Annotated in this window: 16 protein-coding genes; 9 read left to right on the top strand and 7 right to left on the bottom strand. The window is 70.3% G+C overall.

Features of this window, described 5'->3' with window-relative positions; translation table 11 throughout:
* Positions 1-8 precede the first annotated feature (8 nt).
* Both OG251_RS29135 and OG251_RS29130 read right to left on the bottom strand, forming a co-directional pair.
* On the bottom strand, positions 9-794 hold the full coding sequence (locus OG251_RS29135) for a fumarylacetoacetate hydrolase family protein (RefSeq protein ID WP_326679896.1): 786 nt from the start codon (positions 792-794) through the stop codon (positions 9-11).
* A gap of 82 nt (positions 795-876) precedes the next feature.
* Entirely contained in the window at positions 877-1,059 is a 183-nt protein-coding gene (locus tag OG251_RS29130; RefSeq protein WP_266802472.1) for a hypothetical protein, read from the bottom strand.
* A 579-nt stretch (positions 1,060-1,638) separates the two neighbouring features.
* Between OG251_RS29130 and OG251_RS29125 the strand changes: the two genes are divergently transcribed.
* The 8 genes from OG251_RS29125 to OG251_RS29090 all read left to right on the top strand — a co-directional run bounded on the left by OG251_RS29125 (position 1,639) and on the right by OG251_RS29090 (position 12,352).
* Positions 1,639-5,499 (top strand): sensor histidine kinase, encoded by a 3,861-nt coding sequence (locus OG251_RS29125; RefSeq protein WP_326679895.1) that lies wholly within the window; start codon positions 1,639-1,641, stop codon positions 5,497-5,499.
* A gap of 9 nt (positions 5,500-5,508) precedes the next feature.
* Positions 5,509-5,922, top strand: a complete 414-nt coding sequence (locus OG251_RS29120; protein WP_006127850.1) for a roadblock/LC7 domain-containing protein — start codon at positions 5,509-5,511, stop codon at positions 5,920-5,922.
* A 134-nt stretch (positions 5,923-6,056) separates the two neighbouring features.
* Entirely contained in the window at positions 6,057-6,464 is a 408-nt protein-coding gene (locus OG251_RS29115) for a DUF742 domain-containing protein (RefSeq protein ID WP_073726950.1), read from the top strand.
* On the top strand, positions 6,445-7,026 hold the full coding sequence (locus OG251_RS29110; RefSeq protein WP_003966011.1) for a GTP-binding protein: 582 nt from the start codon (positions 6,445-6,447) through the stop codon (positions 7,024-7,026). The genes OG251_RS29115 and OG251_RS29110 overlap by 20 nt, the downstream gene beginning before the upstream one ends.
* Positions 7,027-7,376: 350 nt before the next feature.
* Positions 7,377-10,577, top strand: coding sequence for a sensor histidine kinase (locus tag OG251_RS29105; RefSeq protein WP_326679894.1), 3,201 nt, complete (start codon positions 7,377-7,379; stop codon positions 10,575-10,577).
* A gap of 10 nt (positions 10,578-10,587) precedes the next feature.
* A complete protein-coding gene (locus OG251_RS29100) occupies positions 10,588-11,001 on the top strand; it encodes a roadblock/LC7 domain-containing protein (RefSeq protein ID WP_073771622.1) in 414 nt (137 codons plus the stop codon).
* Between the two features lie 90 nt (positions 11,002-11,091).
* The gene (locus OG251_RS29095; protein ID WP_326679893.1) at positions 11,092-11,790 is read left to right on the top strand and encodes a DUF742 domain-containing protein; all 699 of its coding nucleotides are present in this window, start codon (positions 11,092-11,094) and stop codon (positions 11,788-11,790) included.
* Positions 11,771-12,352, top strand: coding sequence for a GTP-binding protein (locus OG251_RS29090; RefSeq protein WP_014048542.1), 582 nt, complete (start codon positions 11,771-11,773; stop codon positions 12,350-12,352). Before OG251_RS29095 ends, OG251_RS29090 begins: the two co-directional genes overlap by 20 nt.
* Before the next feature lie 149 nt (positions 12,353-12,501).
* Here the strand turns inward: OG251_RS29090 and OG251_RS29085 are convergent, their stop codons facing one another.
* The 4 genes from OG251_RS29085 to OG251_RS29070 form a co-directional block, all read right to left on the bottom strand.
* Complete coding sequence (locus tag OG251_RS29085; protein WP_073726956.1) at positions 12,502-12,705, bottom strand: acyl-CoA carboxylase subunit epsilon; 204 nt, start codon at positions 12,703-12,705, stop codon at positions 12,502-12,504.
* A gap of 66 nt (positions 12,706-12,771) precedes the next feature.
* On the bottom strand, positions 12,772-14,355 hold the full coding sequence (locus tag OG251_RS29080; protein WP_266802477.1) for an acyl-CoA carboxylase subunit beta: 1,584 nt from the start codon (positions 14,353-14,355) through the stop codon (positions 12,772-12,774).
* A 187-nt stretch (positions 14,356-14,542) separates the two neighbouring features.
* Positions 14,543-16,897, bottom strand: a complete 2,355-nt coding sequence (locus OG251_RS29075; protein ID WP_326681455.1) for a polysaccharide lyase 8 family protein — start codon at positions 16,895-16,897, stop codon at positions 14,543-14,545.
* A 202-nt stretch (positions 16,898-17,099) separates the two neighbouring features.
* Positions 17,100-20,972, bottom strand: coding sequence for an endo-alpha-N-acetylgalactosaminidase family protein (locus OG251_RS29070; protein WP_326679892.1), 3,873 nt, complete (start codon positions 20,970-20,972; stop codon positions 17,100-17,102).
* A gap of 399 nt (positions 20,973-21,371) precedes the next feature.
* Here OG251_RS29070 and OG251_RS29065 point away from each other — a divergent pair, with 399 nt between their 5' ends.
* Complete coding sequence (locus OG251_RS29065; protein ID WP_326681454.1) at positions 21,372-22,583, top strand: glycoside hydrolase family 64 protein; 1,212 nt, start codon at positions 21,372-21,374, stop codon at positions 22,581-22,583.
* Between the two features lie 89 nt (positions 22,584-22,672).
* Here OG251_RS29065 and OG251_RS29060 read toward each other — a convergent pair whose 3' ends face one another.
* Positions 22,673-23,758, bottom strand: a complete 1,086-nt coding sequence (locus OG251_RS29060; RefSeq protein WP_326679891.1) for a DUF4185 domain-containing protein — start codon at positions 23,756-23,758, stop codon at positions 22,673-22,675.
* Positions 23,759-24,001 lie beyond the last annotated feature (243 nt).

Raw genomic sequence — 24,001 nt, 5'->3', positions numbered from 1 at the left:
TGGGTCCGTTAACCACGCTTGATCACCTTGTTGGTGAGAGTGCCGATGCCTTCGATGGTGACGGCGACCTCGTCGCCGACGTGCAGGGGACCGACCCCTGCGGGAGTTCCGGTGAGGATCACATCGCCCGGAAGCAGGGTCATGGCTTCCGTGATGTGGACGACGATGTCCTCGATCGAGCGGACCATGTCGCTCGTACGGCCCAGTTGCCGTTGCTCGCCGTTGACCGTCGCCTGAATGGTGAGGTCGTGCGGATCGAGGTCGGTCTCCACCCAGGGGCCGAGCGGGCAGGAGGTGTCGAAGCCCTTGGCCCTGGCCCACTGCTTCTCGCGCAGCTGGGCGTCACGCGCGGTGACGTCGTTGGCGCAGGTGTAGCCGAAGATGACGTCCTTGACGCGCTCGCGCGGAACTTCGCGGCACATACGGCCGATGACCACGGCCAGCTCGGCCTCGTGGTGCAGCTCGTTGGAGAAGGAGGGGTACTCGATCGCGTCGCCCGAGCCGATCACCGAGGTGGTGGGCTTGAAGAAGGCGACCGGGACATCGGGGACCTCGTTGCCGAGTTCGGCGGCGTGCTCCGCGTAGTTGCGGCCGATGGCCACGACCTTGTTGGGGAGCACGGGGGGCAGCAGCCGGACCTTGTTCAGCGGGACCTTGGTGCCGGAGAGCTCGAAGTCGGCGTACGGAATGCCCTTGATGATGTCGAGGACGAGGTCACCGGATTCCACGGTGCCCTGACCCTCGACGGCGCCGAAGGCGACATTGCCGTCGATGGAGAACCTGGCGATGCGCACGGGATGCTGTCGCCCCTCACTTGCTCGCTGACTGAAGACTGACGCTCCAGGCTAACGCGGGCGAGGGGGACAGCCACGCCGATCAGCGCGCGGTCGCGACCGGCGCTTCCATCAGGATGGTGCGGCGCGGGTTGGCCGTCTGGGTGGGCAGGTCGACGGCGTGCTCCGGCAGCTCCGGCGTCTGCAGCGCTTCGGCGTCCTTGAGGTGCGCCAGCGTGGTGCGCCGGGGGTTGGCAATGTTGCGGAACATCATCGTCGTCTTCATCTGCCGTATGGACCTTGTCGGTGTGGGCGCCGCCCGGAGGGGCGCCGGCTTGTCGGATTCGCCATCCCTAGTAAAGCGTCAGGCTAAACATCCAATTCCCCGCAGCAGCAGGGAAGAGACGACGATCATCATGTGAGTTTGCTCACGAAGTTATCGACAATTCGAACATACCGGTCAGCTGACCCTGCTTCAGGAAACGGACATTGCACCACTGAATCAACCATTCCGCTCCTGATCATGCCGACTGGGACACCCCCCACCGGCCTTCAAGTCCTCCCTAATAGTCCGATTTAACCATGAACACTCTGCACTGCTTGTTACTCCCTCATCACAACGTGTCACCCAGGTCACAGCCCGGTACGTGGGCCTTGTTGGAGATCCGGCACTGTGCTGGAATTCCACGCACCGCCGCGGGTTTCAGGCCGGCGCGCAGGGGCGCAACGCAGCGCCGAGTGGCGGCGGGAGGGGGAGAACGCCGGTCACTCACGACCACCATGGGGCGCGTCCAGCGCTCCACGACGCCGACACCGTCCCACCCGCCTGGCGGAGGGGACGCCTGGTCCAGAGGTTGCGACGCTAGTGCAGGGACGTTTCAAGAGGGATGGCAGTGCTCCGGCGGAACAGGAGCCGCGCGGCGGGACCGACCGCGGTTCCTCCCCCCAGCACGCCCAGAACCCCGGACCGGCCGCAGCCGGTGAAGGCGGCGACCGTGCGCAGCGCCCGGACACGACGACGGGCGGCGGCGGCGAGCCGGCCACTCCCCTCAAGTCCCGCGGCCCGATCAACACGGGGTCGCGAATAGCGCTGCGTAACTGGCGCATCAGCACCCGTCTGGTCTCCCTCCTCGCCCTTCCGGTGGTCGCCGCGACCACGCTGGGCGGACTGCGCATCAACGAGTCGATGAACGACATGCAGCAGCTGGAGCACATGCAGCTGCTGACGAGGATGACCAAGCAGGCGACCACGCTCGCCCAGGCCCTCCAGGTGGAGCGCGACCAGTCGGCCGGTCCGCTGTCCAACAAGTCGAAGGCGACCGACTACAAGGTCACCGAACCCCGGAAGAAGACCGACCGGGCCAAGGACGCGTTCTTCGACGCCACGAACGCCATCGGCGACGCCCAGGGCGACGAGGCGCTCGAAGGCATCCACGCGAGCGTCGCCCAGATCGCGTCGCTGCTCGGCGACATCCGCACGATCCGCAAGACGGCGTACGCGGAGGGCTCCCCGAGTCTCAACACGATCGACCAGTACAGCCAGCTGATCACCTCGCTGCTGAGCCTCTCGCAGGACATGGCGCAGGCGACCAGCAACCCGGAGATGATCAAGCGGACCCGTGCACTGGCGGCGTTCTCGTCCGCCAAGGAGTACGCCTCGGTCCAGCGGGCGATCATCGCCGCGGCGCTTCCCGGCGGCAGCGTCAAGGAGCCGCACCTCAACCCGAACGACCAGCAGTTCGGTCAGAACGCGCTGGCGAAGGAATCCCGGGCCCTCACCTCGTTCAACACGATCTACGGGACCACCGGGGACAGCGCGGCCGAGCTGACGGCGCCGCTGGACAACGGCAACCCCGAGATCAACGCCGCGAACATGTACGCGAAGCGGGTCCTGGACACCACCTCGGACCTCAACGACACCAAGAAGGTCCGCTCGTACCTCGACTGGTACGACCAGAGCTCCACCAAGATCAACGCGATGCAGACGATCGAGGCCACCCTCCTCAGCGACATGGAGGCCAAGGCCCGCGAGCTGCGCGAGGCATCGCAGCGCGAAGCGATCGTCAACGGTGCGGTCATCCTGCTCGTGCTCGGTGTCTCGCTGGTCGGCGCCTTCGTCGTGGCACGGTCGATGATCCGCTCGCTGCGGCGCCTTCAGGACACCGCTACGCGTGTTGCGCAGGACCGACTGCCCGAACTCGTCAAGCAGCTCTCCGAGACCGACCCCCAGGATGTCGACACCTCGGTCGAGTCGGTCGGTGTGCACTCCCGGGACGAGATCGGCCAGGTGGCCGCGGCCTTCGACGACGTGCACCGCGAGGCCGTCCGCCTCGCCGCCGAACAGGCGCTGCTGCGGGGCAACGTCAACGCGATGTTCACCAACCTCTCGCGCCGCTCGCAGGGCCTCATCCAGCGTCAGCTCTCGCTCATCTCCGAGCTGGAGTCGCGCGAGGCCGACCCGGACCAGCTGTCCTCGCTCTTCAAGCTCGACCACCTCGCGACCCGTATGCGCCGTAACGGTGAGAACCTGCTGGTCCTCGCCGGTGAGGAGCCCGGCCGCCGGTGGACCCGCCCCGTGCCGCTGGTCGACGTGCTCCGGGCCGCCGCCTCCGAGGTGGAGCAGTACGAGCGCATCGAACTGGCCGCGGTGCCCGCCACCGAGGTCGCGGGCCGGGTCGTCAACGACCTCGTGCACCTGCTCGCCGAGCTGCTGGAGAACGCCACGTCGTTCTCCTCGCCGCAGACGAAGGTCCGGGTCACCGGTCACGCGCTGCCCGACGGGCGGGTGCTCGTCGAGATCCACGACACCGGCATCGGCCTCTCCCCCGAGGACCTCGCGGCGATCAACGAGCGGCTCGCGGCGCCGCCCACCGTGGATGTCTCGGTCTCCCGCCGCATGGGTCTGTTCGTGGTCGGCCGGCTGTCCCTGCGTCACGGCATCCGGATCCAGCTGCGTCCCTCCGACTCCGGTGGCACGACCGCGCTGGTCATGCTGCCCGTCGATGTCGCGCACGGGGGCAAGCAGCCCGTTCCCAAGCAGGGCCCCGGTCAGCATTCCGGTGCGCCCGGCGGTCTGCTCGCCGGTACGGGTCCGGGTCCGGGCAGCGCCCCGCGTCCGGGCCTCGGCGGCGGTCCTTCCGCCCCGCCCGCGAAGGGGCTCGGCACGGGTCCCGGCAGCTCGCGCGGCCAGGTCGGTGCGGGCAACGGCCCGCGGGCCGCGCTGCCCTCGCGCGACACCGGGCCGCGTCAGCCGCAGTCCCAGCAGAACAACGGCCCGCAGAACCCCGGCCAGCAGAACCCCGGCCAGCAGGGTCCCGGCCGCCCGAACCAGGCTCCGCAGGGCGGTCCGCAGGACTTCCCGCGCCAGGAACCGCAGCGCCACGGCGGCGGCCTCTCCGGCGCCTTCGGCGGCGGCGCCCGGCTGGGTGCCCGCGGCCAGGGCGAGAACCCCGGCCGTACGGATTCGGGTCAGCCCAACCTGTTCGGTCACGGTGGTCCGGCTCCGCAGGGCCCGAACGCCCGCCAGGGCCAGTTCGCACCGCAGGACCCGTTCGCACCGCAGGACCCGTTCGCCCAGCAGGGCCGGAACAACGGGCCCGTCCCGCCGCAGCAGCCGCAGCAGCCCCTCCAGGGTCAGAACGGTCCCGGCGCCCAGGGCGGACTCCAGCAGCCCGGCGGCCCCGGCCGTCAGCTGCCGCCGCCCGGTGGTCCGCGTGCCGAGCTGCCCGGGGGCAACCCGCAGCCGCAGCGCCCGCAGGCCGCCAGCTGGGGCGTCGAGGAGCAGGGAGCGCAGCGGCGTACCCCGCTGGACGCGCCGCGCGGTCACGAGGAGCCCGACTCCACCGGCCGGTTCGCCCGGCCGGCCGGACTCGGCCAGGACGCCGGACCGGGCCAGGACCGGCCGTTCGACGCCCCGCCGGTCCGGCGCCGGCCCATGGACGACCGTCAGGGCCCCGGCGCCACCTCCGAGTTCGCCCGCCCCGACTTCTCGGCGCCGCAGGCACCTCAGTTCCCCCAGGCGCCGCAGTTCCCGCAGTCGGACGCGCAGGACCCGGCGAGCACCGCGCAGTTCGCGCGCCCCGACTTCAACGCCCCGCGCCCGCAGGACCAGGGGCTGCCCGCACCGCGTCAGCGCGACCGGGACGACAGCGACTTCGGCGTACCGCGTCCGTCGGCCTCACCGGCCGGCGAGGCGCCGCACCGTCCCATGCTGCCGCAGCAGCCCCAGCCGGAGGCACTGCCGCCGGCAGGTCCCGGGGACGGGCGGACGCCGCTGTACGACACGCTGGAGACCAACTGGTTCCACGGCCCGCAGCAGGGTGGCCAGCAGCCGCCCGCCGCCGAGCCGCAGGCACCGGGCGCTTTGGACTCCGGGGCTCCGCTCGCGCCCATGCCGCGCCGTGAGGCGGCCGACACCGGGGCCACCGCTTCGTGGCGTGCCTCGCCCAACGACGAACTCGTCCGTCAGGCCGAGCGGGTCAAGAAACCGGCGGCGGGCGGGGTCACCACCTCCGGACTGCCGCGCCGTGTTCCGCGTGCCAATTTGGTGCCGGGCACCGCACAGCAGCAGAATCACCAGACCGGACCTCAGGTTTCGCGTGCGCCCGATGACGTGCGCGGGCGTCTGACCAATCTCCGCCGGGGCATCCAGCAGGGTCGGCAGGCCAACAACGGCCAGTCGACCGGCAGTTTCCAACTCGGCCCCACTCACCAGCAGGAGCGTTAGTTGAGCCCCATGAGTCAGGCCGCGCAGAATCTGAACTGGCTGATCACCAACTTCGTGGACAACACCCCCGGGGTGTCGCACACGGTGGTGGTCTCCGCCGATGGGCTGCTGCTGGCGATGTCCGAGGGATTCCCCCGGGACCGCGCCGACCAGCTCGCCGCCGTCGCCTCCGGGCTCACCTCGCTGACCGCGGGTGCCTCCCGGATCTTCGAGGGCGGTGCCGTCAGCCAGACGGTGGTGGAGATGGAGCGCGGATTCCTCTTCCTGATGTCCATCTCGGACGGTTCCTCGCTGGCCGTTCTCGCCCATCCGGACGCCGACATCGGTCTGGTCGGGTACGAGATGGCCCTGTTGGTGGACCGTGCGGGCACCGTCCTCACGCCCGACCTCCGCGCCGAGCTCCAGGGCAGTCTGCTCCACTAGGCGGCCATGCAGCGGATACCCGACACGATCCCCCCAGGTACTTCCCACAACCCTCACCCGTCCGGCCGCCACAGCCCCCTCACCGGCCCCTTCAGACGGCAAGCCGACAGCCTGTTGTCACGCCCGGAGGATTCATGACCCCGCCACCCGCCTCACACGATCCGTACGGCGCACTGCATCACGCGTCGTACGACGGTGAAGGCGACCAGCCGCTGGTCCGTCCGTACGCCATGACCGGCGGCCGGACCCGGCCGCGCTACCAGCTAGCGATAGAGGCACTGGTCAGCACGACGGCAGACCCGGCGCATCTGGGAACACTGCTCCCCGAGCACCAGCGGATCTGCCACCTGTGCCGCGAGGTCAAGTCGGTGGCCGAGGTCTCGGCGCTGCTGTCCATGCCGCTCGGCGTGGCCCGGATTCTCGTCGCGGACCTGGCGGAAGCCGGCATGGTGGCCATCCACCAGCCGGGCAATGGAGAGGCCGGCGGCGCGCCGGATGTGACACTGCTCGAAAGGGTGCTCAGTGGACTTCGCAAGCTCTAGCGGCGGTACGGGACGTGCCACTACCTCGGCGAAGATCGTGGTGGCGGGCGGTTTCGGCGTGGGCAAGACCACGTTCGTCGGGGCCGTGTCGGAGATCAATCCGCTGCGCACCGAAGCCGTCATGACGTCCGCGTCCGCGGGCATCGACGACCTGACCCACACCGGGGACAAGACCACCACGACGGTGGCCATGGACTTCGGCCGTATCACCCTGGACCAGGACCTGATCCTGTACCTCTTCGGAACCCCCGGACAGGACCGCTTCTGGTTCATGTGGGACGACCTCGTACGCGGCGCCATCGGCGCCGTCGTCCTCGTCGACACCCGCCGCCTCGCCGACTGCTTCCCCGCCGTCGACTACTTCGAGAACAGCGGCCTCCCCTTCGTCATCGCCCTCAACGGCTTCGACGGACACCAGCCCTACACCCCCGACGAAGTACGCGAAGCACTCCAGATCGGACCCGACGCGCCCATCATCACGACGGACGCCCGCCACCGCGCGGACGCCAAGAGCGGTTTGATCACGCTGGTGGAGCACGCTCTGATGGCCCGCCTCAAGTAGGCGTAAGTCGTTATCGGTATACGGAAGTTGCCGTAGTCACGCGGGGGCGACCTGTGTCCTTTGACACGATCCGCCCCCGCGTTCATAACGTTTCGACAGAGAATTACCCTTACACCCGACACCCGACGCATCCGACCGGTGCCACTGCGCTCACATGAGCCCCGCCTTTTGACGGGGCTCGCTCTTTATGCCCGTTTTATCTGAGGCCTGGACCACTCGGAATGACTCATTCCGACTGTTTGGAACGCGACCGGTCCTCGTGCTGCAATTCGATGAACTACCGAGCAGTACGGCCCTGAACGAAAAATCCGGCACAGCGTAGGTGCCGACGCCGAGAGGTTGTTGGTCGAGTGAGGCGAAGCAACGAGGGCTCCGCGGCGCAGCCGGAACGGGGTAATTTCACCCCGCCGCCGCGCGCCGCGGCATCGTCTGCGAGCACGTCCGGTCCGGAGGCGGCCGGCGGCAGCACCAGTCGGCTGTCCCCGCGCAACTGGCGGGTGGCCACCCGGCTGAACGCGATCCTCCTGATCCCCGTGCTGGTCGGTCTGGTCATGGGCGGCTTCCAGGTGAAGGGGTCGGTCGACACCTGGAGCGAGGCCCAGGACGCCGAGCGGACCGCGCTGATCGTGCGCGCCGCCTCGGAGTACGGGCAGGCGCTGCTCGACGAGCGTGACCTCACCGCTCAGCCGCTGCTCTCCAACGACCGCGAGGCCGCCGTCGTCGAGCAGGTCCGCGCCACCACGGACGAGGCGCGGACGAAGTTCGACGCCGCCGTGAAGAACATGCCCCCGAAGCAGGGCCTGGAGCGTCGCCTCAAGCTCTTCAGGGCCGAGGAGCCCAAACTCCCCGAGCTGCGCAAGGCCGCCTACGCCGAGGCGCTGGACCCGGTGAAGACCGAAGAGGGTTACACCCAGGTCCAGCACTCGCTGATGGAGTTCTCCAACGAGCTCGGACTCGGTACCGGCAACATCACCAGTTATGGCCGTACGGTCTACGCGATCGAGCTGGCCAAGGCTGCAGAATCGCTTCAGCGCTCCATCGGCATGCATCTGCTGGTGCGTCCCAGCCAGGAGCCCGGCACATTCAACGGCCAGGTCAAGGCGTTCGGCTCGTACAACTATCTGGAACAGATCGCACTGGGTGAGTTCAACTCGGGCGGCACCCAGGCGGACGTGGACCGGCTCCAGCAGGTCATGGCGAGCACGGCGGCCGACGGCGCCGAGCAGATCAGAACGGCCAAGCGGCAGGCCGAGGCCGCCGGGAAGAAGTTCGTGGCGCCGCCGAGCATCGACGGGTCGGTCTTCGACGGCATGGCCCAGCAGATCGGCCAGGGCCAGACGCCCGAGAAGCTGGCGTCCAAGGGCATCACCCCGGAGTCCTGGATGGCCGCCGCCACCGCCAAGTTCGAGGGCTACACCACGGTCGAGGACGAGCTGGTCGACAAGGCGGTCACCGAGGCCGCGGACATCTCCGCCGGGGCGAGGACCGACGCCTTCGTCAACGGCGCCGTGGTGGTCGTCTCGCTGCTGGCCGCCTTCATCCTGGCCGGGCTCATGGCCCGCCAGATGAGCCGCTCGATGCGCCGGCTGCGCACCGCCGCCTTCGGTATCGCCGAACAGCGGCTGCCGATGCTGGTCGACCAGCTGTCGCGGACCGATCCCGGCCGGGTCGACACCCGGGTCCAGCCGATCCCGATCACCACCCGGGACGAGATCGGCGAGGTCGCCCGCGCCTTCGACCAGGTGCACCGCGAGGCCGTCCGGCTCGCCGCCGAACAGGCCATGCTGCGGGGCAACGTCAACGCGATCTTCACCAACCTCTCCCGGCGCAACCAGTCGCTCATCGAGGGCCAGCTGACCCTCATCACCGGCCTGGAGAACAGCGAGGCCGACCCGGACCAGCTGGAGAGCCTCTTCAAGCTGGACCACCTGGCCACCCGCATGCGCCGCAACGGCGAGAACCTCCTCGTGCTCGCGGGTGAGGAGCCCGGCCGCCGCTGGAACCAGCCGGTGCCGCTGGTCGACGTGCTGCGGGCCGCCTCCTCGGAGGTGGAGTCCTACGAGCGCATCGAACTCACCGGTGTACCGGAGAGCGAGATCCACGGCCAGGCCGTCACCGACCTGGTGCACCTGCTGGCCGAGCTGCTGGAGAACGCCACCACCTTCTCCTCGCCGCAGACCAAGGTCCGCGTCAACGCGACCCGGCTGCCGGACGGCCGGGTGATGGTCGAGATCCACGACAAGGGCATCGGCCTCACCCCCGAGGACTTCGCCGACATCAACCACAAGCTGGCCAACCCGCCGACCGTGGACGCCGCGGTGTCCCAGCGCATGGGCCTGTTCGTGGTCGGCCGGCTCTCCGACCGGCACGGCATCCGCGTCCAGCTGCGCCCCTCGGGCGAGCAGGCGGGGACCACCTCGCTGGTCATGCTGCCGGACGCCATCACCCACGGTGGCGGCGGCGAATCCGCACCCGCCCAGAGCGACTTCACGGTCTCCTCGATCATCCCGCAGCAGCAGTCCTTCCCGGCCGCCCCGCAGCAGCCGCAGATCCGCACCGCGGCCGAACTCGGCTTCGACGACTCGCGGTACGAGGCACCGGCCGACTCGGCACAGCTGGACCCGGTCGGCCGCTCGCTGCTGCGCGAGGAGCGCCGCGCCGCACTGGAGTCCCAGCAGCCCCCGTCCGAGCCGCAGCCGTACGCGCAGGACGCGTACGGCCAGGACCGGTACGGCCAGGAGCAGTACGCCCAGGACCCGTACGGCCAGGAGCCGCAGCAGCAGGAGTACGAGCGGAATGCGTACGGGAACGGCTACGATCCGTACGCCACCGGGACCGGCTACCCCTCGCAGGCACAACAGCCGGAGCAGACACCACAGGGTGACTATCCGGAATCGGCATATGCCGCTCCGGGCGCTCCGCAGGACGCCTACGCCGCGCAGTACACCCCCGGCAACGAACAGCCCCAGCAGGATGGTTGGCCTGATCAGAGCGGGTATCAGGGCACCTATGAGCCTGTTGCCCAAGCCGAAGCGGAATCTGTACCCAGCGCTCCCGCGGAGCCTTCGGAGCGCGTAGGCTTCGATCGTCCGGGGCCTACCCCGAACGACGGCCACGAGCTGACCGAAGCCGGTCTGCCGCGCCGGGGCGGTCAGCAGCACTGGCAGCCCTCCGGGCGCGGAAACGATCAGCCTGTCGCAGCTCGGCAGCAGCCGCAGCAGGAACAGCCGCAGCAGCAGCCGGAGCAGCAGGCCGCGCAGGCGAACGGGGACGGCCCCGACGACTGGCGCTCGACGAACGACGAGCGCTGGGAGCGGGCCGAGAAGCTCCGTGAACCGAAGGCGGGCGGGATCACCCCCTCCGGTCTTCCCCGGCGTGTACCCAAGGCCAATCTGGTCGAGGGCACGGCGGAGCAGACCCAGCAGGGCGGCCCACAGGTCTCCCGTGCCCCCGAGGACGTCCGCGGCAGGTTGAGCAGACTGCGGCGCGGTGTCCAGCGGGGACGCAGTGCGGGGTCGGACACAAGTACCACCTACAACCAGGAGCGTTAGTGTGAGCCCGATGAGCCAGGCGGCGCAGAATCTCAACTGGTTGATCACCAACTTCGTGGACAACACCCCCGGGGTGTCGCACACGGTGGTGGTCTCCGCCGACGGACTCCTGCTGGCGATGTCCGAGGGTTTCCCGCGCGACCGTGCCGACCAGTTGGCGGCTGTCGCCTCCGGTCTGACGTCGCTGACCGCGGGCGCCTCGCGGATCTTCGAGGGCGGCGCCGTGAATCAGACGGTTGTGGAGATGGAGCGTGGATTCCTCTTCATTATGTCCATCTCTGACGGTTCCTCCCTCGCCGTCCTCGCCCACCCGGATGCCGATATCGGTCTTGTCGGGTACGAAATGGCACTTCTGGTCGACCGCGCGGGCGGGGTTCTCACCCCGGACCTCCGCGCCGAGCTCCAGGGAAGTCTTCTTAACTAGTAGACAGACAGTGCGTTTCTCGCCACCGCGCCATAAGGTGCGGTGGCGCGGCCCCACTGGGATCGGCGACCGGCAGTCGGAGGAGGAAACGTGGCAGCACCCACAGACGGGCACCCGTACGACGGTGCCCGGAGGGTTCCGGGTGAGCACGGTGACAACCGCTTCAACTTCCCCTCCGCGCCCGGCAGACAGGGTCCGCAGGAGCCCTATCAGCAGCAGCCCCACCAGCCGTACCAGCAGCAGCCGCACTATCCTTACCAGCCGCAACAGCCGTACCAGCAGCCGCAGCAGCCCCGGCGTGCGCAGGGTTCCGACTGGCCCCCGCAGCACCCGGACGCGGGGTGGCCCCAGCAGCCCCAGCAGCCGCAGCGGTACGACTCGCCCCGGCAGCCCCGTATTCAGCCGGTGCAGCCGCAGCAGGCCCCCGAGCCCGCCGCGCACTCCGGGCACAACCCGCTGGTCCGTCCGTACGCCATGACCGGCGGCCGGACCCGGCCGCGTTACCAGCTCGCCATCGAGGCGCTGGTCAGCACCACGGCCGATCCGTCCCGGCTGCAAGGGCAGTTGCCCGAGCACCAGCGGATCTGCCGGCTCTGCATCGAGATCAAGTCGGTGGCCGAGATTTCGGCCCTTCTTTCGATCCCGCTCGGCGTTGCCCGCATCCTCGTGGCCGACCTGGCCGAGGCCGGACTCGTCGCTATCCATCAGCCCGGCGGCGACGAGGCCGCCGGCGGCCAGCCAGATGTGACACTGCTCGAAAGGGTGCTCAGTGGACTTCGCAAGCTCTAGCGGCGGAGCGGCCCGCTCCACTACCTCGGCGAAGATCGTGGTGGCAGGGGGCTTCGGCGTGGGTAAGACCACGTTTGTCGGTGCTGTTTCGGAGATCAATCCGCTGCGCACCGAAGCCGTGATGACGTCCGCGTCCGCGGGCATCGACGACCTGACCCACACCGGGGACAAGACCACCACGACGGTGGCCATGGACTTCGGCCGTATCACCCTGGACCAGGACCTGATCCTGTACCTCTTCGGAACCCCCGGACAGGACCGCTTCTGGTTCATGTGGGACGACCTCGTACGCGGCGCCATCGGCGCCGTCGTCCTCGTCGACACCCGCCGCCTCGCCGACTGCTTCCCCGCCGTCGACTACTTCGAGAACAGCGGCCTCCCCTTCGTCATCGCCCTCAACGGCTTCGACGGACACCAGCCCTACACCCCCGACGAAGTACGCGAAGCACTCCAGATCGGACCCGACACCCCGATCCTCACGACGGACGCCCGCCACCGCGCGGACGCCAAGAGCGCGCTCATCACGCTGGTCGAGCACGCCCTGATGGCCCGCCTGCGCTGACGGCCCCGGCCGCCGCACGCAAGAGCCCCGCACTCCTTGGGAGTGCGGGGCTTTCCCGTGTGTACCGGGTCCGTCGCGGCGGGCTCCGTGACGCCCGCATCGGGCCGCTGCCGGTGGCCGGTCCCGCCGGCCGCCCTCAGCGGCCGTTATCAGCCCTGCCAGCTGTGCGGGGCGCGGAAGCCGGGAGTGCGCTCCAGACGGCGCCATCCGGCCGTGTCACGGCCGCGGTGGGCGGGGGCGGCGGGCTGGGACGCCGCGCGGGCGAGCAGAACGGCGGTGATGGCCGCGAGCTCCTCGGGGTCGGCGTGACCCTTCTCGACGCGCAGCACTGACTCGGCAGGAGTGGGGCTCATAGGTGTGTCTCCGTCTTCTCGGCAGGGTGTCGCGGGCTCCGGCGGGGTCACCGCCGCGGGCCGCGGCTACTGCGGCGGGTTGCCGTGCTTACGGGACGGCAGGTCGGCGTGCTTGTTGCGGAGCATCGCGAGCGAGGCGATCAGCACCTCGCGGGTCTCGGCGGGGTCGATGACGTCATCGACGAGGCCGCGCTCCGCCGCGTAGTAGGGGTGCATCAGTTCGGCCTTGTACTCCTTGACCATGCGCGCCCGCATGGCCTCCGGGTCCTCGGCCTCCGCGATCTGGCGTCGGAAGATGACGTTGGCGGCACCTTCGGCGCCCATCACCGCGATCTCGTTGGTGGGCCAGGCATAGGTGAGGTCCGCGCCGATGGACTGGCTGTCCATGACGATGTAGGCGCCTCCGTAGGCCTTGCGCAGGATCAGCGAGATCCTCGGCACGGTGGCGTTGCAGTACGCGTACAGCAGCTTCGCGCCGTGCCGGATGATCCCACCGTGCTCCTGATCGACACCGGGCAGGAAGCCGGGTACGTCCAAAAGAGTGATGATGGGGATGTTGAATGCATCACACATCTGGACGAATCGTGCGGCCTTCTCGGACGCCTCGATGTCCAGGACTCCGGCCAGCGCCTGCGGCTGGTTGGCCACGATGCCGACCACGGCACCGTCCATGCGGGCCATCGCGCAGATGATGTTGCGGGCCCAGCGTTCGTGGATCTCCAGGTAGTCGCCGTCGTCGACGAGCTCCTCGATGACCTTGTGCATGTCGTACGGGCGGTTGCCGTCGGCGGGGACCAGGTCCAGCAGGACGTCACCGCGCCGGTCGGCCGGGTCGTCGCTCGCCACCGTCGGCGGGTTCTCCCGGTTGTTCGAGGGCAGCATCCCGATCAGATACCGCACCTCCGCGATACAGGTCTCCTCGTCGTCGTACGCGAAATGCGCCACGCCCGACGTCTCGGCGTGCACATCCGCACCGCCCAGACCGTTCTGCGAGATCTCCTCGCCCGTCACCGCCTTCACCACGTCCGGACCCGTGATGAACATCTGCGACGTCTCACGCACCATGAACACGAAGTCCGTCAGCGCCGGACTGTAGGCCGCACCGCCCGCACACGGACCGAGCATCACACTGATCTGCGGGATCACCCCCGACGCCCGCGTGTTCCGCTGGAAGATCCCCCCGTACCCGGCCAGCGCCGAGACGCCCTCCTGGATACGCGCACCCGCACCGTCGTTCAGCGACACCAGCGGCGCACCCGCCGAGATCGCCATGTCCATGATCTTGTGGATCTTCGTCGCATGAGCCTCGCCCAGCGCCCCGCCGAAGATCCGGAAATCATGCGCGTACACGAAGACCGTCCGGCCCTCGACCGTGCCCCACCCCGTGATCACGCCGTCCGTATAGGGCTTCTTCGCCTCCAGGCCGAACCCCGTCGCCCGGTGGCGACGCAGCTGCTCGACCTCCTTGAACGAATCCGGGTCCAGCAGCAGCCCGATACGCTCACGCGCCGTCAGCTTGCCCTTCGCGTGCTGCGCCTCGGTGGCACGGTCGCTCGGTCCGCGCCTCGCCTGCTCACGCAGGGCCAGCAGCTCGGCCACCCGGCCACGGGTGTCGGTCGGGTCACCCGGGGTTTCCTCCACAACGGTCATGTACCGACCCTACGAACCCCGACCCAGAAACCCTGCCGTCGACTCCGGACAGTCTCCTGCCCCGTTTGGTGGTGGGAGTGGACAGAACCCGTGCCCCATGCAGCCGAACCACCAGCCCAGCACCACTCCGCTTTGTGAATCCCCTACAAAGCGGAGTGGTGTGGTGTACAGCACACGACAGGGCTGGTCAGCGCACCTCGCAGCGCAGTGCGGCGCCTTCGGTACCCGGCGAGGCGCGCAGCACGAGCCGGTTGCCCGTCGCGCGGACCTCGATCCCCGGATCGGTACGGACCACCGTACGCACCGGGCGGTCCCAGACCACGTCCACCGGGGCACCCGACCGGTCGGGTCCGCTGACACAGAGCGTAGTGGAGTGCCGCCCCTGCCTGACAAGGACGCTCGCCGGGCCCGTGGCGGAAAGCGGCCCCGCCGCGCCGGGCTGCCAGAAGTTCGCGGCGGTCAGGCCCAGCGAGCGGACGGCGACGGCCTGCGCCGCGGCCGTGTTGGCGAGAACCTTCAACCAGCCCCGGTCCGCTCCCCTGGCCGCCACCGTGCGCCGGTCGGCGCCCGGCATCAGCAGATAGACGTAGTCGGCGCCCACCGGGTCGGTGCCGTGGTCGAGCCAGAGCGTCTGCCAGTGGCGGGTCTCGCGGGCGGTGGAGCTGGTGGTGTTGATGTCGGCCCAGGCACCGGTCCTGGCCTCGCGCAGCGTGCGCAGGGCGGCGCCGCCGGGCAGCACCCAGCCGCCGTGTCCTTCCAGGTGGGCCCAGCGCGGGCGGTCCCGGCCGTCGAGCGTGAAGGGGTGGGCGTCGCCGTCCGGGCCGAGGTTGCGGTTGTCCACCACGGTCTCGACGGGCACCCCGTCGGTGGCGGTGATCCCCGCGCCGAGGCAGATGATCGCGTCGGCGGCGCAGAACCAGGACTTGCGGGCCTCCAGGGTGGAGCCGAGGCCCTTGATGTGCTGTCCCACCGCGGCGAACTCCCCGTCGTGGGCGCCGCCGGTCCACCGCACGGCGGGCCGGGGCTCGCCCCATTCGCCGCCCGCCCGGTCGGCGAGGCGCTTGGTGGAGACGGTGATGCCGGGCAGGCGGTACCAGTCCACGGTTGGCCAGAACCAGTCGGTGTACTGGTCGCCGCGCTCGGCCCCCGGCCACCAGTAGAGCATCCCCGCCCCGGTGTGCCAGGCGCGCGGGTTCTCGCCGTTGCCGCACTCGTAGGAGCTGATGCGCTCCGAGGACATGGCGATGTTGGCGGCCCAGCCGGGGCGGCGGTGGACGGCCCGGTCCATGGCCGCGAACAGGGTGTGGCCGACGGGCTCCGGGGCGGCGGGGACGGGGGCCGCCGCGGCGGCGTGCAGCCGGGCGAGGTCGCCGATGTCGAACTGCGGGGCGGTGAGGATCGGGGAGGTGGTGTCCCGCTCGATCCAGCCCTTGATCATCCCGTTCCAGCGGTCGCGCTCGGCGGCGGACGCCCCGCCCGCGAGCAGGGCGATGGCCGCGATCAGGCCCTGCCCGTGGAAGTGGTCGCCCCGCAGCACCTGGCGCTCGTCGCCCTTGAGCAGGCCCCGGCTGATGGCGCGGCCGTTGACACTGTCCATCGCCAGGCCGTTGAGGATCAAGGGCGCGTAGGCGTGCTCGACGCTGTCCAGGATGGTCTGCCGGCCCGGATCGGTGACCGCCCAGGTGGACCCGGCGAGCAGCGCGAACAGCCGGCCGAGGCCGTCGAGCATGACCTGTCCGTACGTCCCCGAGTAGGCGACCCAGGTGTGCTGGACGAAGGAGCCGTCGGCGTAGAGCCCGTCGCCCTTCGTCACGTACGGGAAGACCGGCGAGAGGGCGTCGCGGGCCAGCGCGGTCTTGGCCGCCTGCCGGCCGAGGATGCCGCGCAGGGCGACGGAGCGGCAGAGGTCGACCCGGTTGGCGCCGGTGGAGGTGCCGCTGTAGTCGCGGAGCATGGCGTCGGGGATGAAGTGGTCGACGGCCGCGCAGGCGGCCTGCCGCTGCTCCTCGGTGAGGTGGTCGTGGAGGACGGCGACGATGTCCATGAGGAGGCGGGGGCTGCCGGTCTGCCACTCCCACCAGTTCCCGTAGCGGGTGGTGGACGGGTTGTAGACCGTCGTGCCGAGGTGGTCGAGGCCGCGCAGGACATCGGCGAGGAGCCCGGCGTCCCCGGTGTGTCCGGTACCCGGCTGGGCGTACGCCCGGGTCATGGTCCACAGGCGGCTGTAGCTCTGGGTGATGCCGGACGGCGGGTCGAAGGTCAGACCGGGCCAGAGGGAGTGCGGGGCCGGGCTCATGGTCGTACGGAATCCGGCGGCGGACGCGCCGGTCGCGGCGAGGCGGGAGGCGTAGGGCTCGACCGCCGCGTCGTAGCCGGTGCCGAGGGCGAGGCCGGTCCAGCGCAGGCGGAGGGTGTCGAACTCCGCGTCGTCGGGGGCCGGTGAGGGGCCGGCGGCGTGGGCCGGACCCGGCAGGGAGAGGCCGAGGGCGGTGGCACTGCCGGTGGCCAGGAAGGCGCGGCGCGACCAGGCGGCGTCGGACATGAGCGGCACGGGTGAACCTCCGGGGGCGGGGGGCCCGGACACCGGCCCGGACCCGGTCGTGCGACCTGGTCCGGGCGGCCGGCCGGGGCTCCGAACGGTGTGGACCGGGCGCCCGCCGGTCTAGCACGGGCCCGGTCGGGACGAAAGAGCGGGAGCGGAGGCCGAGGGGGCGCGGCCGGGTGCCGGCCGCGCCCCCCCCCTCTCAGCTCCCGCAGTGGAAGCGGGCGTTGCCCCAGTCGGCGTGGTCGTTGCCGTTGCCGTCGCCGCCGTCGTCGACGACCAGCTCGACATAACGCGCGCCGGTCACATCGGCGGTGAGCGGCCAGGCGGCGTCGGTCGCCCTGAGCACCGGCGAGGTCACCTTGCCGGTGCCGTCCGCGGTGACGGAGAACCGCACGCTGCCGCGCGAGGTCTGCACATCGTCCACGCCCACCTCGGCGGTGAGAGAGGTGCACTTCCCGCCCAGGTAGTAGCGGACCTTCGCCGGGGCGTGGGTGCCGATGCCCTTGGCGTAGGTGACCCCGCCGATCTTCAGCGGGGAGCCGTCGCCGGTCCCCGTCTCACCGTTGGAGAGGTCGCGCTCGACCGGTCCCCAGCCGTTCTCGGAGGCCGTCCAGTCCAGGTCACTGGCCCAGCTGTCCGAGGTGGGCGGCGGCGGCAGGGTCCGCACGGACGTCCGCGCGCCCAGCTTCCGCGCCGTACCGCCGACCGTGTACGCGGCCTGCGAACCCAGCTGGTACGTCCGGTACTCGGCGTCCAGCGGCGGGGTGACCCGCCAGGTGCCGGTGACCTTCGCGCCCGGCGCGACCGAGTCGAACGTGACGGCGCCCGCGGGCTGTGCGGTCCAGCCCTCGGGCACGGTGAGGGCCACCTCGACGCCGGTCGCGGCCGTGGTCTCGAAGTTGCTGAAGGACGCCTTCACCGTGTTGGCCTCGCCGGGCACCAGGGTCTCGGCGTCGGCGGCGACGTCGAGGGTGGCGCAGACGGCCTCCTCACCGGCCGGGGCCGGGCCGAGGTCGGTGACGGTGAAGCCGTCGAGGACGAAGTCGGCACCCTCGGGGGCGTCCCCGCGCTTGCGCAGCCCGGTCCAGGTGTCACCGCAGCCCGCGGTGAGCGTCTCGGTGAAGTGGCCGGTGGTGCGCTGCTCACCGATGGGGGTGGTCCGGGTCCCGGTGGCGGCGGGGGTGCCGTCGGCGGTGATCCGGTCGTAGCCGTCGACCCACTCGTAGGCCCCGGCGTGGCTGGACTGGTAGTCGTACTCGACCCGGTAGCGGCGGCCGTCGGTCATGGGCACGGTCCAGGGGGCCGTGCGGTAGACGAGGCCGGTGTTCTCCTCGTGGGCCTTCAGCGACTCCTTGCCGCCCAGGACGTCATCGACGCGCTTTCCGTTCCAGCCTGCCTGCGTGTACGGGGCGTGCAGCTGGGAGACGCTGGTGCGGGGGTCGGTGCTGCCGCCCGCGTCACCCTTGAGGAAGGGTCCCCAGCCCTGGTCGACGTCCTCGAAGTCCTCGTACACGACCGTGTTCTTCCTGGTCGTGGGCGCGTTCTCGACCAGGCGTACGTCATCGGCGCGGACCGTGACGGTACTGCCCCCGGCCGCTCCGACGCGCAGTGTGGTGCGGCCGTTCGCGGGGGCGGTGAAGTTGACCTTGGCCCGCTGGAAGTACGTGCCGTTCCAGTCGGAGGCGGCGACCTGGTCCTTCGCGGTGGAGCGGTCCACGGCGACGGACTTCCCGCCCGCCGAGAGGGTGGTGTGCCTGCTCCCGCCGGGCTCCACCTCGATGAGGGCCGAGGCGGTGTAGCGCTTGCCGGGCTTGAGGCCGGTGACGCGCTGGGAGACCGAGGCGGCCGGTGAGCCCGAGAGCTCGACGCTGTTGCGGCCCTGGTCGTCGGTGTCGCGGGTGGCGGTGCCGGTACGGGTCCAGGCGTCGAGCCCGTTGTCGTTGAAGCCGGGGTCGGCGACCGGGGTGCCCTCGCCCCAGCGGGGGTCGGCGGCCTTCGGGGCGTGGTCGGGGTAGAGGACGTACGGCTGCCCTGCGGCGGCCTTCAGCGTGATCCTCCCGTCCGTGGGGCGGACGGTCGTGACCTTCTCGCGGCCGTTGTCGGTGAGCTTGTAAACGGTGTACGCACCCTTGCCGGGCACCTCCCAACTACTGCTGCCACCGGCCTTGTTGTAGTGGTACAGCTTCTTCCCGCCGTCCCACGGCAGGAGGTAGTCACTGCCGCTGAGGACCTTGCGGCCGTGGTCGTAGAAGGTGCGCTTCCCGTCCTCGACCGTGCCCCGCACCCCACCGGTGAAGGTGATGTCGTTGCCGGCCCAGCGGGTGATCCGCTCCTGCTGGAGGTACTTCGCGGGCAGGTTCCGCTGCCAGATGTTGGCGTAGAAGGCGTTCCAGTCGGTCTCGCCCGTCCAGCCCTCGAACTCCTCGATGGCGCTCTGCCCGAGGACCGGGTCGTTGTTCCAGATGTCCTTCTCGCCGTTGCGGATGAACCGGATGATCTGCGAGTTGAGGCCCTTGTTGGTGGCCCCGCCGTAGTTCAGGTCGTTCGCCCAGTGCGACCACAGGGAGCCGCGCTCGAACTTGTCGGCCCACTCGGTGCCGACGTTCCAGCCCTGCCGCCGCACGGCCTGGAGCGTCTTGTCGGCGATCCAGCCGTGGGAGTAGTAGACGTCGATGTAGAGCAGGCTGAGGTTCTTGTCGGTCTCGTCGCGCAGCTGCTGGAAGCGCCGGGCCAGGTCGCCGCTGTTGATGTCGCGGCGCTGGTCGATGTAGTAGCTCTGGTTGAGCCAGTTCCAGCCGGGCTTGGACTTGTCGACCAGCTTCTCGTCGAAGGCCTTCGCCTCGGGGTACGACTCGGTGGCGTTGACGTGGACGCCGAAGGTGGCGCCCCACTTCCTGCCGTTCTTGAGCAGCGCGTTGAGGTCCTTCAGCCCGCCGGCGCGCTTGTTGTAGTTGCCGCCGTAGTCGGGGTGGGCGGAGTCGTGCCCCTCGGAGCCGTAGCCCTTGAGGAGGGCGAGCTGGCCGAGGCCGTCGGTGGCCTGCGAGATCCGCTTGACGTCGTCCAGGGTGCGCAGGAAGGGGTGGGTGGCCTGGCTGGCGAAGTTGAACGGGATGTGGGTGATGACCCGGTCCGGGGTGTCCTCGCCACCGGGTGCGGCGATGCCGATGCCGCGGAAGGCGATGGCACCGTCCTGCCAGTCGACGGTCCTGTCCCCGTTGGCGTCGGGCGTGACGACGACCTTCGCCCAGGGGAGGTCCGCCCCGCTCTCGGGCTTCGGCGCGCCCTCGCCCCGGTAGGTCCACTGGCCGGACCAGACGCCGACCCGGACGCCGCCGTCCTCGGCTTTGCGGGCCTGGTGCCAGAAGCGGGCGTCGTCGCCACCGGTGGCGCCCGCGGGCTTGTCGTAGGAGGAGTTGGACTCGACGGCCGCGGCGAGGGCGCCGGTGTGGACGATCGCGTAACTGGCGCCGACGGGTGCGGGGTCGGCCGCCGTGTCCGCGGTGACCTTCCCGAAGACGTCGGCGGTCCGCGTCGAGTCCGGGTCGAGCTTGGTGAAGGCGGTCGCCGCGCCGGTGTCCGCGGAGCCGACGGAGACCAGGTCGTGCCCGGGTATGTCGATGGTGCCGACCCGGAACGCCGCGGTGTCGCGGACGGCGGTCACCTGGAAGGTGGTGGCGCGTCCGGAGACGGAGAGCGTGGCGTCGATCTCGATGCCCGGCAGGTCGGTGAAGGTGAGGGTGTAGCGGGCGCTGGAGGCGGTGACCTCGGGTGCGCCCTTGAGGGCGACCGGGTGGGCGGTGCCGTTGAGGGTGACGGCGGCGACCGGCCGGGTGCTGCCGAGGAGCCGCTTCCCACTGGCCCGGTCGGTGTACGACAGGACGCGCGGGAAGTCGTCGGCGACGGCGACGGAGAGCTGCGCGGATCCGATGACGGCGGAGCCGCTGGGGTCGGCCGCCTCGGCTGCGGCGGGGAGCGGGTCGGCGGCTGCGGCGGGGAGGCTGGTCCCCACGAGCGCCAGGACGGCTGCTGAGGCGGCGGCGACGGCGCCGGCCGAAGTGAATCTTCGCGACATGGCCCCTGAGTAGTCGCCGTGTCGGGACAGCGTCAACGACGTACGCCTTCAAGGGCCGTCGCAGTCCAACAACCGCCGTGCGTTAGTCCAAGTCGGGAGCGCACGGGCCGGACCCGGTGGCGCGTTCATTTGGTGATCACGGACTCCGCCGTCCCGTCGGTCAGCTCCCGTCCGCTTCCGGACGGAGCCCGCCAAGTGCCGTGAATCAGCGTCGAGTGGTGAAGACCCAGAATTTCTGAGAGCGCTCTCAGTCACAAGTATTGACGCCCACCCCGGGCGTCGCGAGAGTGGTGCGCACCGCAGACGCCCCACTGTCCCGGCATTCCCCCCACCACCCCCGCGATCCCCGTCTGCGGCCCCCACACACACCTCGGGAGTCCCCTCGTGATCTCGCGCAGAATGTTCCTGACGGGCGCCGCCGCCTCGGCCACGGCGCTGACCTACCCGCTCTGGGGAAGCGCCCTGAGCCCCCGCGCCTCCGCCGCCCCCGCGACCTGTGAACTGGCCCTGGAGAACCGCTCGTTGCCGGGCACGGTGCATGCCTATGTCACCGGCCACGAGCAGGGCACCGACCGCTGGGTGCTGCTGCGCGCGGACGGCAGCGTCTACCACCCGGACTCCCCCGGCGCGCCGCAGACCCCGCTGCCGGTCGACTGCGCCATTCCGCTGAAGGGCGCGGGCACCGGACCGGTCGTCCTGACGCTTCCCCAGATGTACGGGGCCCGCGTCTACTTCGTACGCGACGGCAAGCTGGACTTCTATCTGAACCCCGGCCCCTCCCTGGTGGAACCGGCCTTCGCGACACCCACGGACCCGAACTACGGGCGGACCTGGTCGTTCTGCGAGTTCACCTTCAACCCGCAGCAGCTGTTCGCGAACATCAGTTACGTCGACCTGGTGACCGCGCTGCCGATCGGGCTGACGCTGGAGGGCGACTCCACGCACACCGTCGCCCCGCTCCCGGACGGCGCCGTGCAGCGGATCGCCGACGGCCTGACGGCCCAGGCGGCCGCGGACGGGCAGCCCTGGGACAAGCTGGTCACCCGGGGATCGGACGGCAGTGTCCTGCGGGTCATCTCGCCGCAGAACCTGATGGCCCCGTTCTTCGACCGGCCGGACCAGATGCCGTTCCGGGACCTGTTCACGGCGCAGATCGACGAGGTCTGGAACAAGTACCGCTCCACCGACCTGCGCATCGATCTCCAGGGCGGACGGGGCACACTCGCCGGGCGGGTCAGCGGTGACACGCTGACCTTCGCGGGCGGCCACACCTTCGTCAAGCCGGTGTCGAAGGACATCTTCACCTGCAACCACGGGCCGTTCACCAACAACCCGGGCGACTCCGACGACAAGAAGGCGCTCCTGGCGCGGCTGGCGGCGGGCTTCAACCGCTCGATCATGCTCAGCCACCCGCAGCAGCCGAACGGCACCACGGTGGCGGACTACTACCGGGGCGCGGTGACCAACCACTGGTCGCGGGTCGTCCACGCCAACAGCCCGATCGGCTACGCCTTCCCGTACGACGACGTGCGCCCCGACGGCCAGCCGGACGTCTCGGGCGCGGCCCACGACGGCAACCCGCGCCGCTTCACGGTGAGCGTGGGTTCCTGACCCTGACCCACCGGGGTGCGCGGGTGCCCCCGCCCTGCGGGGCGGGGGCACCTCCGTGCGTCACCGGCCGGCCCGGTTCACAGGCGGCCCTATCCGCTCAGCCCGTTGATGCGGTACTGCATCACCCGGTAGTTCTGGTCGTCGTACCACTGGCTGACGGCGATATGGAAGTCCGCGAAGGTCGATCCCGGGATGATGAACCCGCCGTACGGGCTCGCCACCGCATTGCCGAATTCCAGTCCCGGCACGGTCGGGACGATGATGGTCTGTTCCGGTGTGGCGAACAGATTGGACGTGGGCAGCGCGAAAATCTGGGCGCGTAGGTCGAGCGGAGCCATATTGAGCCAGCTGAGTGCGTATTTTCCGTCCATGGCGCGGAAGCAGATCTCGCCCCAGCGGCGCGGCCCGCTGACCGAGGTCGGATAGTTGCCCCAGGCCCAGACCCCGTCCGCGTATCCCCAGGGCTCGTATGCCGCGGGATTTCCGAGGGCGTCCTGCGGAACCCGGTGGAGCAGCAGGTCCGACGTCACGTCCCGGTTGAACACCGTGGACAGGACATAGCAGTAGCCGTCGTCCGCCACGGCGTAGGTCTTCTGCTGGAACTGCCCGTTGTACTGGTCCCCCGCCCATTGGCAGAGGTATTCCCAGGTCTCCCCGTTGTCCCGGGAGCGCCAGAAGTCGGAGTGGTGCGTCCGGTAGATCACTCCGCGCATGAGGTGCATGTACATCGTGTCGCCGATGGTGAACACATCGGAGGGAATGGCGGTGGTACCGCCGTCGTGCCCCTCGGGGACCAGGCCCACGGCGTGGGCGCCTCCCACGCTGTCGTCGATGACGAGGGACCCGGGGGAGGCGTTGCGGGACCGCAGGCCCACCGGTGACCGCCAGTCGGGGCCGCCCACACCGCCGCCGTCGAAGGTGTCGCCCCCGACGAAGAGCATGGAGCCGTCGGGGCAGCGGGCGGGGATGCCCAGGTCGGTCCAGGGAGCCGCGAAGCGGCCGGTCGCCACCGGGCCGGTGAGGTTGCGCACCTTCCCGCCGGTGATCAGCTTCGGGCCGCCCTCGGCGGCGCCCGCCGCCGTGCCGCCCGCGGCGACGCCCGCCGCGGCGAGGGCGACGCCCGTACCGGCCCGCAGGAGCGAGCGGCGCGTCAGGGAGTGGGGGGATCCGTGCATGGGACAGCTCCTGTGGAGAGGGGGCTCGCTGCGGCCGGGTCTGCGTGGGGCCAACTCGGCACGGCCGCCGGACCTTTCGGAGCGTAGGTGCCCGTCCCCCCGCGCGAAAGGTGGTGTTCACCGGCGCATTTTCCCTGCCATTGGTCCGACCGCTGAAAGAACTCCCGGCGGGCAATGAGCCGCCGATTTTGCCAACTTCCCTTTTATGCAACAGTCTTGACTTTGGATTCGGATACGCGACAC

Origin of the sequence: Streptomyces sp. NBC_01237 (genome assembly GCF_035917275.1) — a bacterium.
In the GTDB taxonomy this organism is placed as follows: Bacteria; Actinomycetota; Actinomycetes; order Streptomycetales; family Streptomycetaceae; genus Streptomyces.
The sequence above is the reverse complement of the archived record's forward strand: the minus strand, read 5'-3'. Positions and strand labels throughout refer to the sequence as shown.

Bases quoted from the DNA above. Each gene is read 5' to 3' on its own strand.
- OG251_RS29075 (WP_326681455.1), bottom strand. From the start codon at position 16,897: ATGTCCGACGCCGCCTGGTCGCGCCGCGCCTTCCTGGCCACCGGCAGT.
- OG251_RS29120 (WP_006127850.1), top strand. From the start codon at position 5,509: ATGAGTCAGGCCGCGCAGAATCTGAACTGGCTGATCACCAACTTCGTG.
- OG251_RS29085 (WP_073726956.1), bottom strand. From the start codon at position 12,705: ATGAGCCCCACTCCTGCCGAGTCAGTGCTGCGCGTCGAGAAGGGTCAC.
- OG251_RS29060 (WP_326679891.1), bottom strand. From the start codon at position 23,758: ATGCACGGATCCCCCCACTCCCTGACGCGCCGCTCGCTCCTGCGGGCC.
- OG251_RS29130 (WP_266802472.1), bottom strand. From the start codon at position 1,059: ATGAAGACGACGATGATGTTCCGCAACATTGCCAACCCCCGGCGCACC.
- OG251_RS29070 (WP_326679892.1), bottom strand. From the start codon at position 20,972: ATGTCGCGAAGATTCACTTCGGCCGGCGCCGTCGCCGCCGCCTCAGCA.
- OG251_RS29065 (WP_326681454.1), top strand. From the start codon at position 21,372: ATGTTCCTGACGGGCGCCGCCGCCTCGGCCACGGCGCTGACCTACCCG.
- OG251_RS29080 (WP_266802477.1), bottom strand. From the start codon at position 14,355: ATGACCGTTGTGGAGGAAACCCCGGGTGACCCGACCGACACCCGTGGC.
- OG251_RS29100 (WP_073771622.1), top strand. From the start codon at position 10,588: ATGAGCCAGGCGGCGCAGAATCTCAACTGGTTGATCACCAACTTCGTG.
- OG251_RS29115 (WP_073726950.1), top strand. From the start codon at position 6,057: ATGACCCCGCCACCCGCCTCACACGATCCGTACGGCGCACTGCATCAC.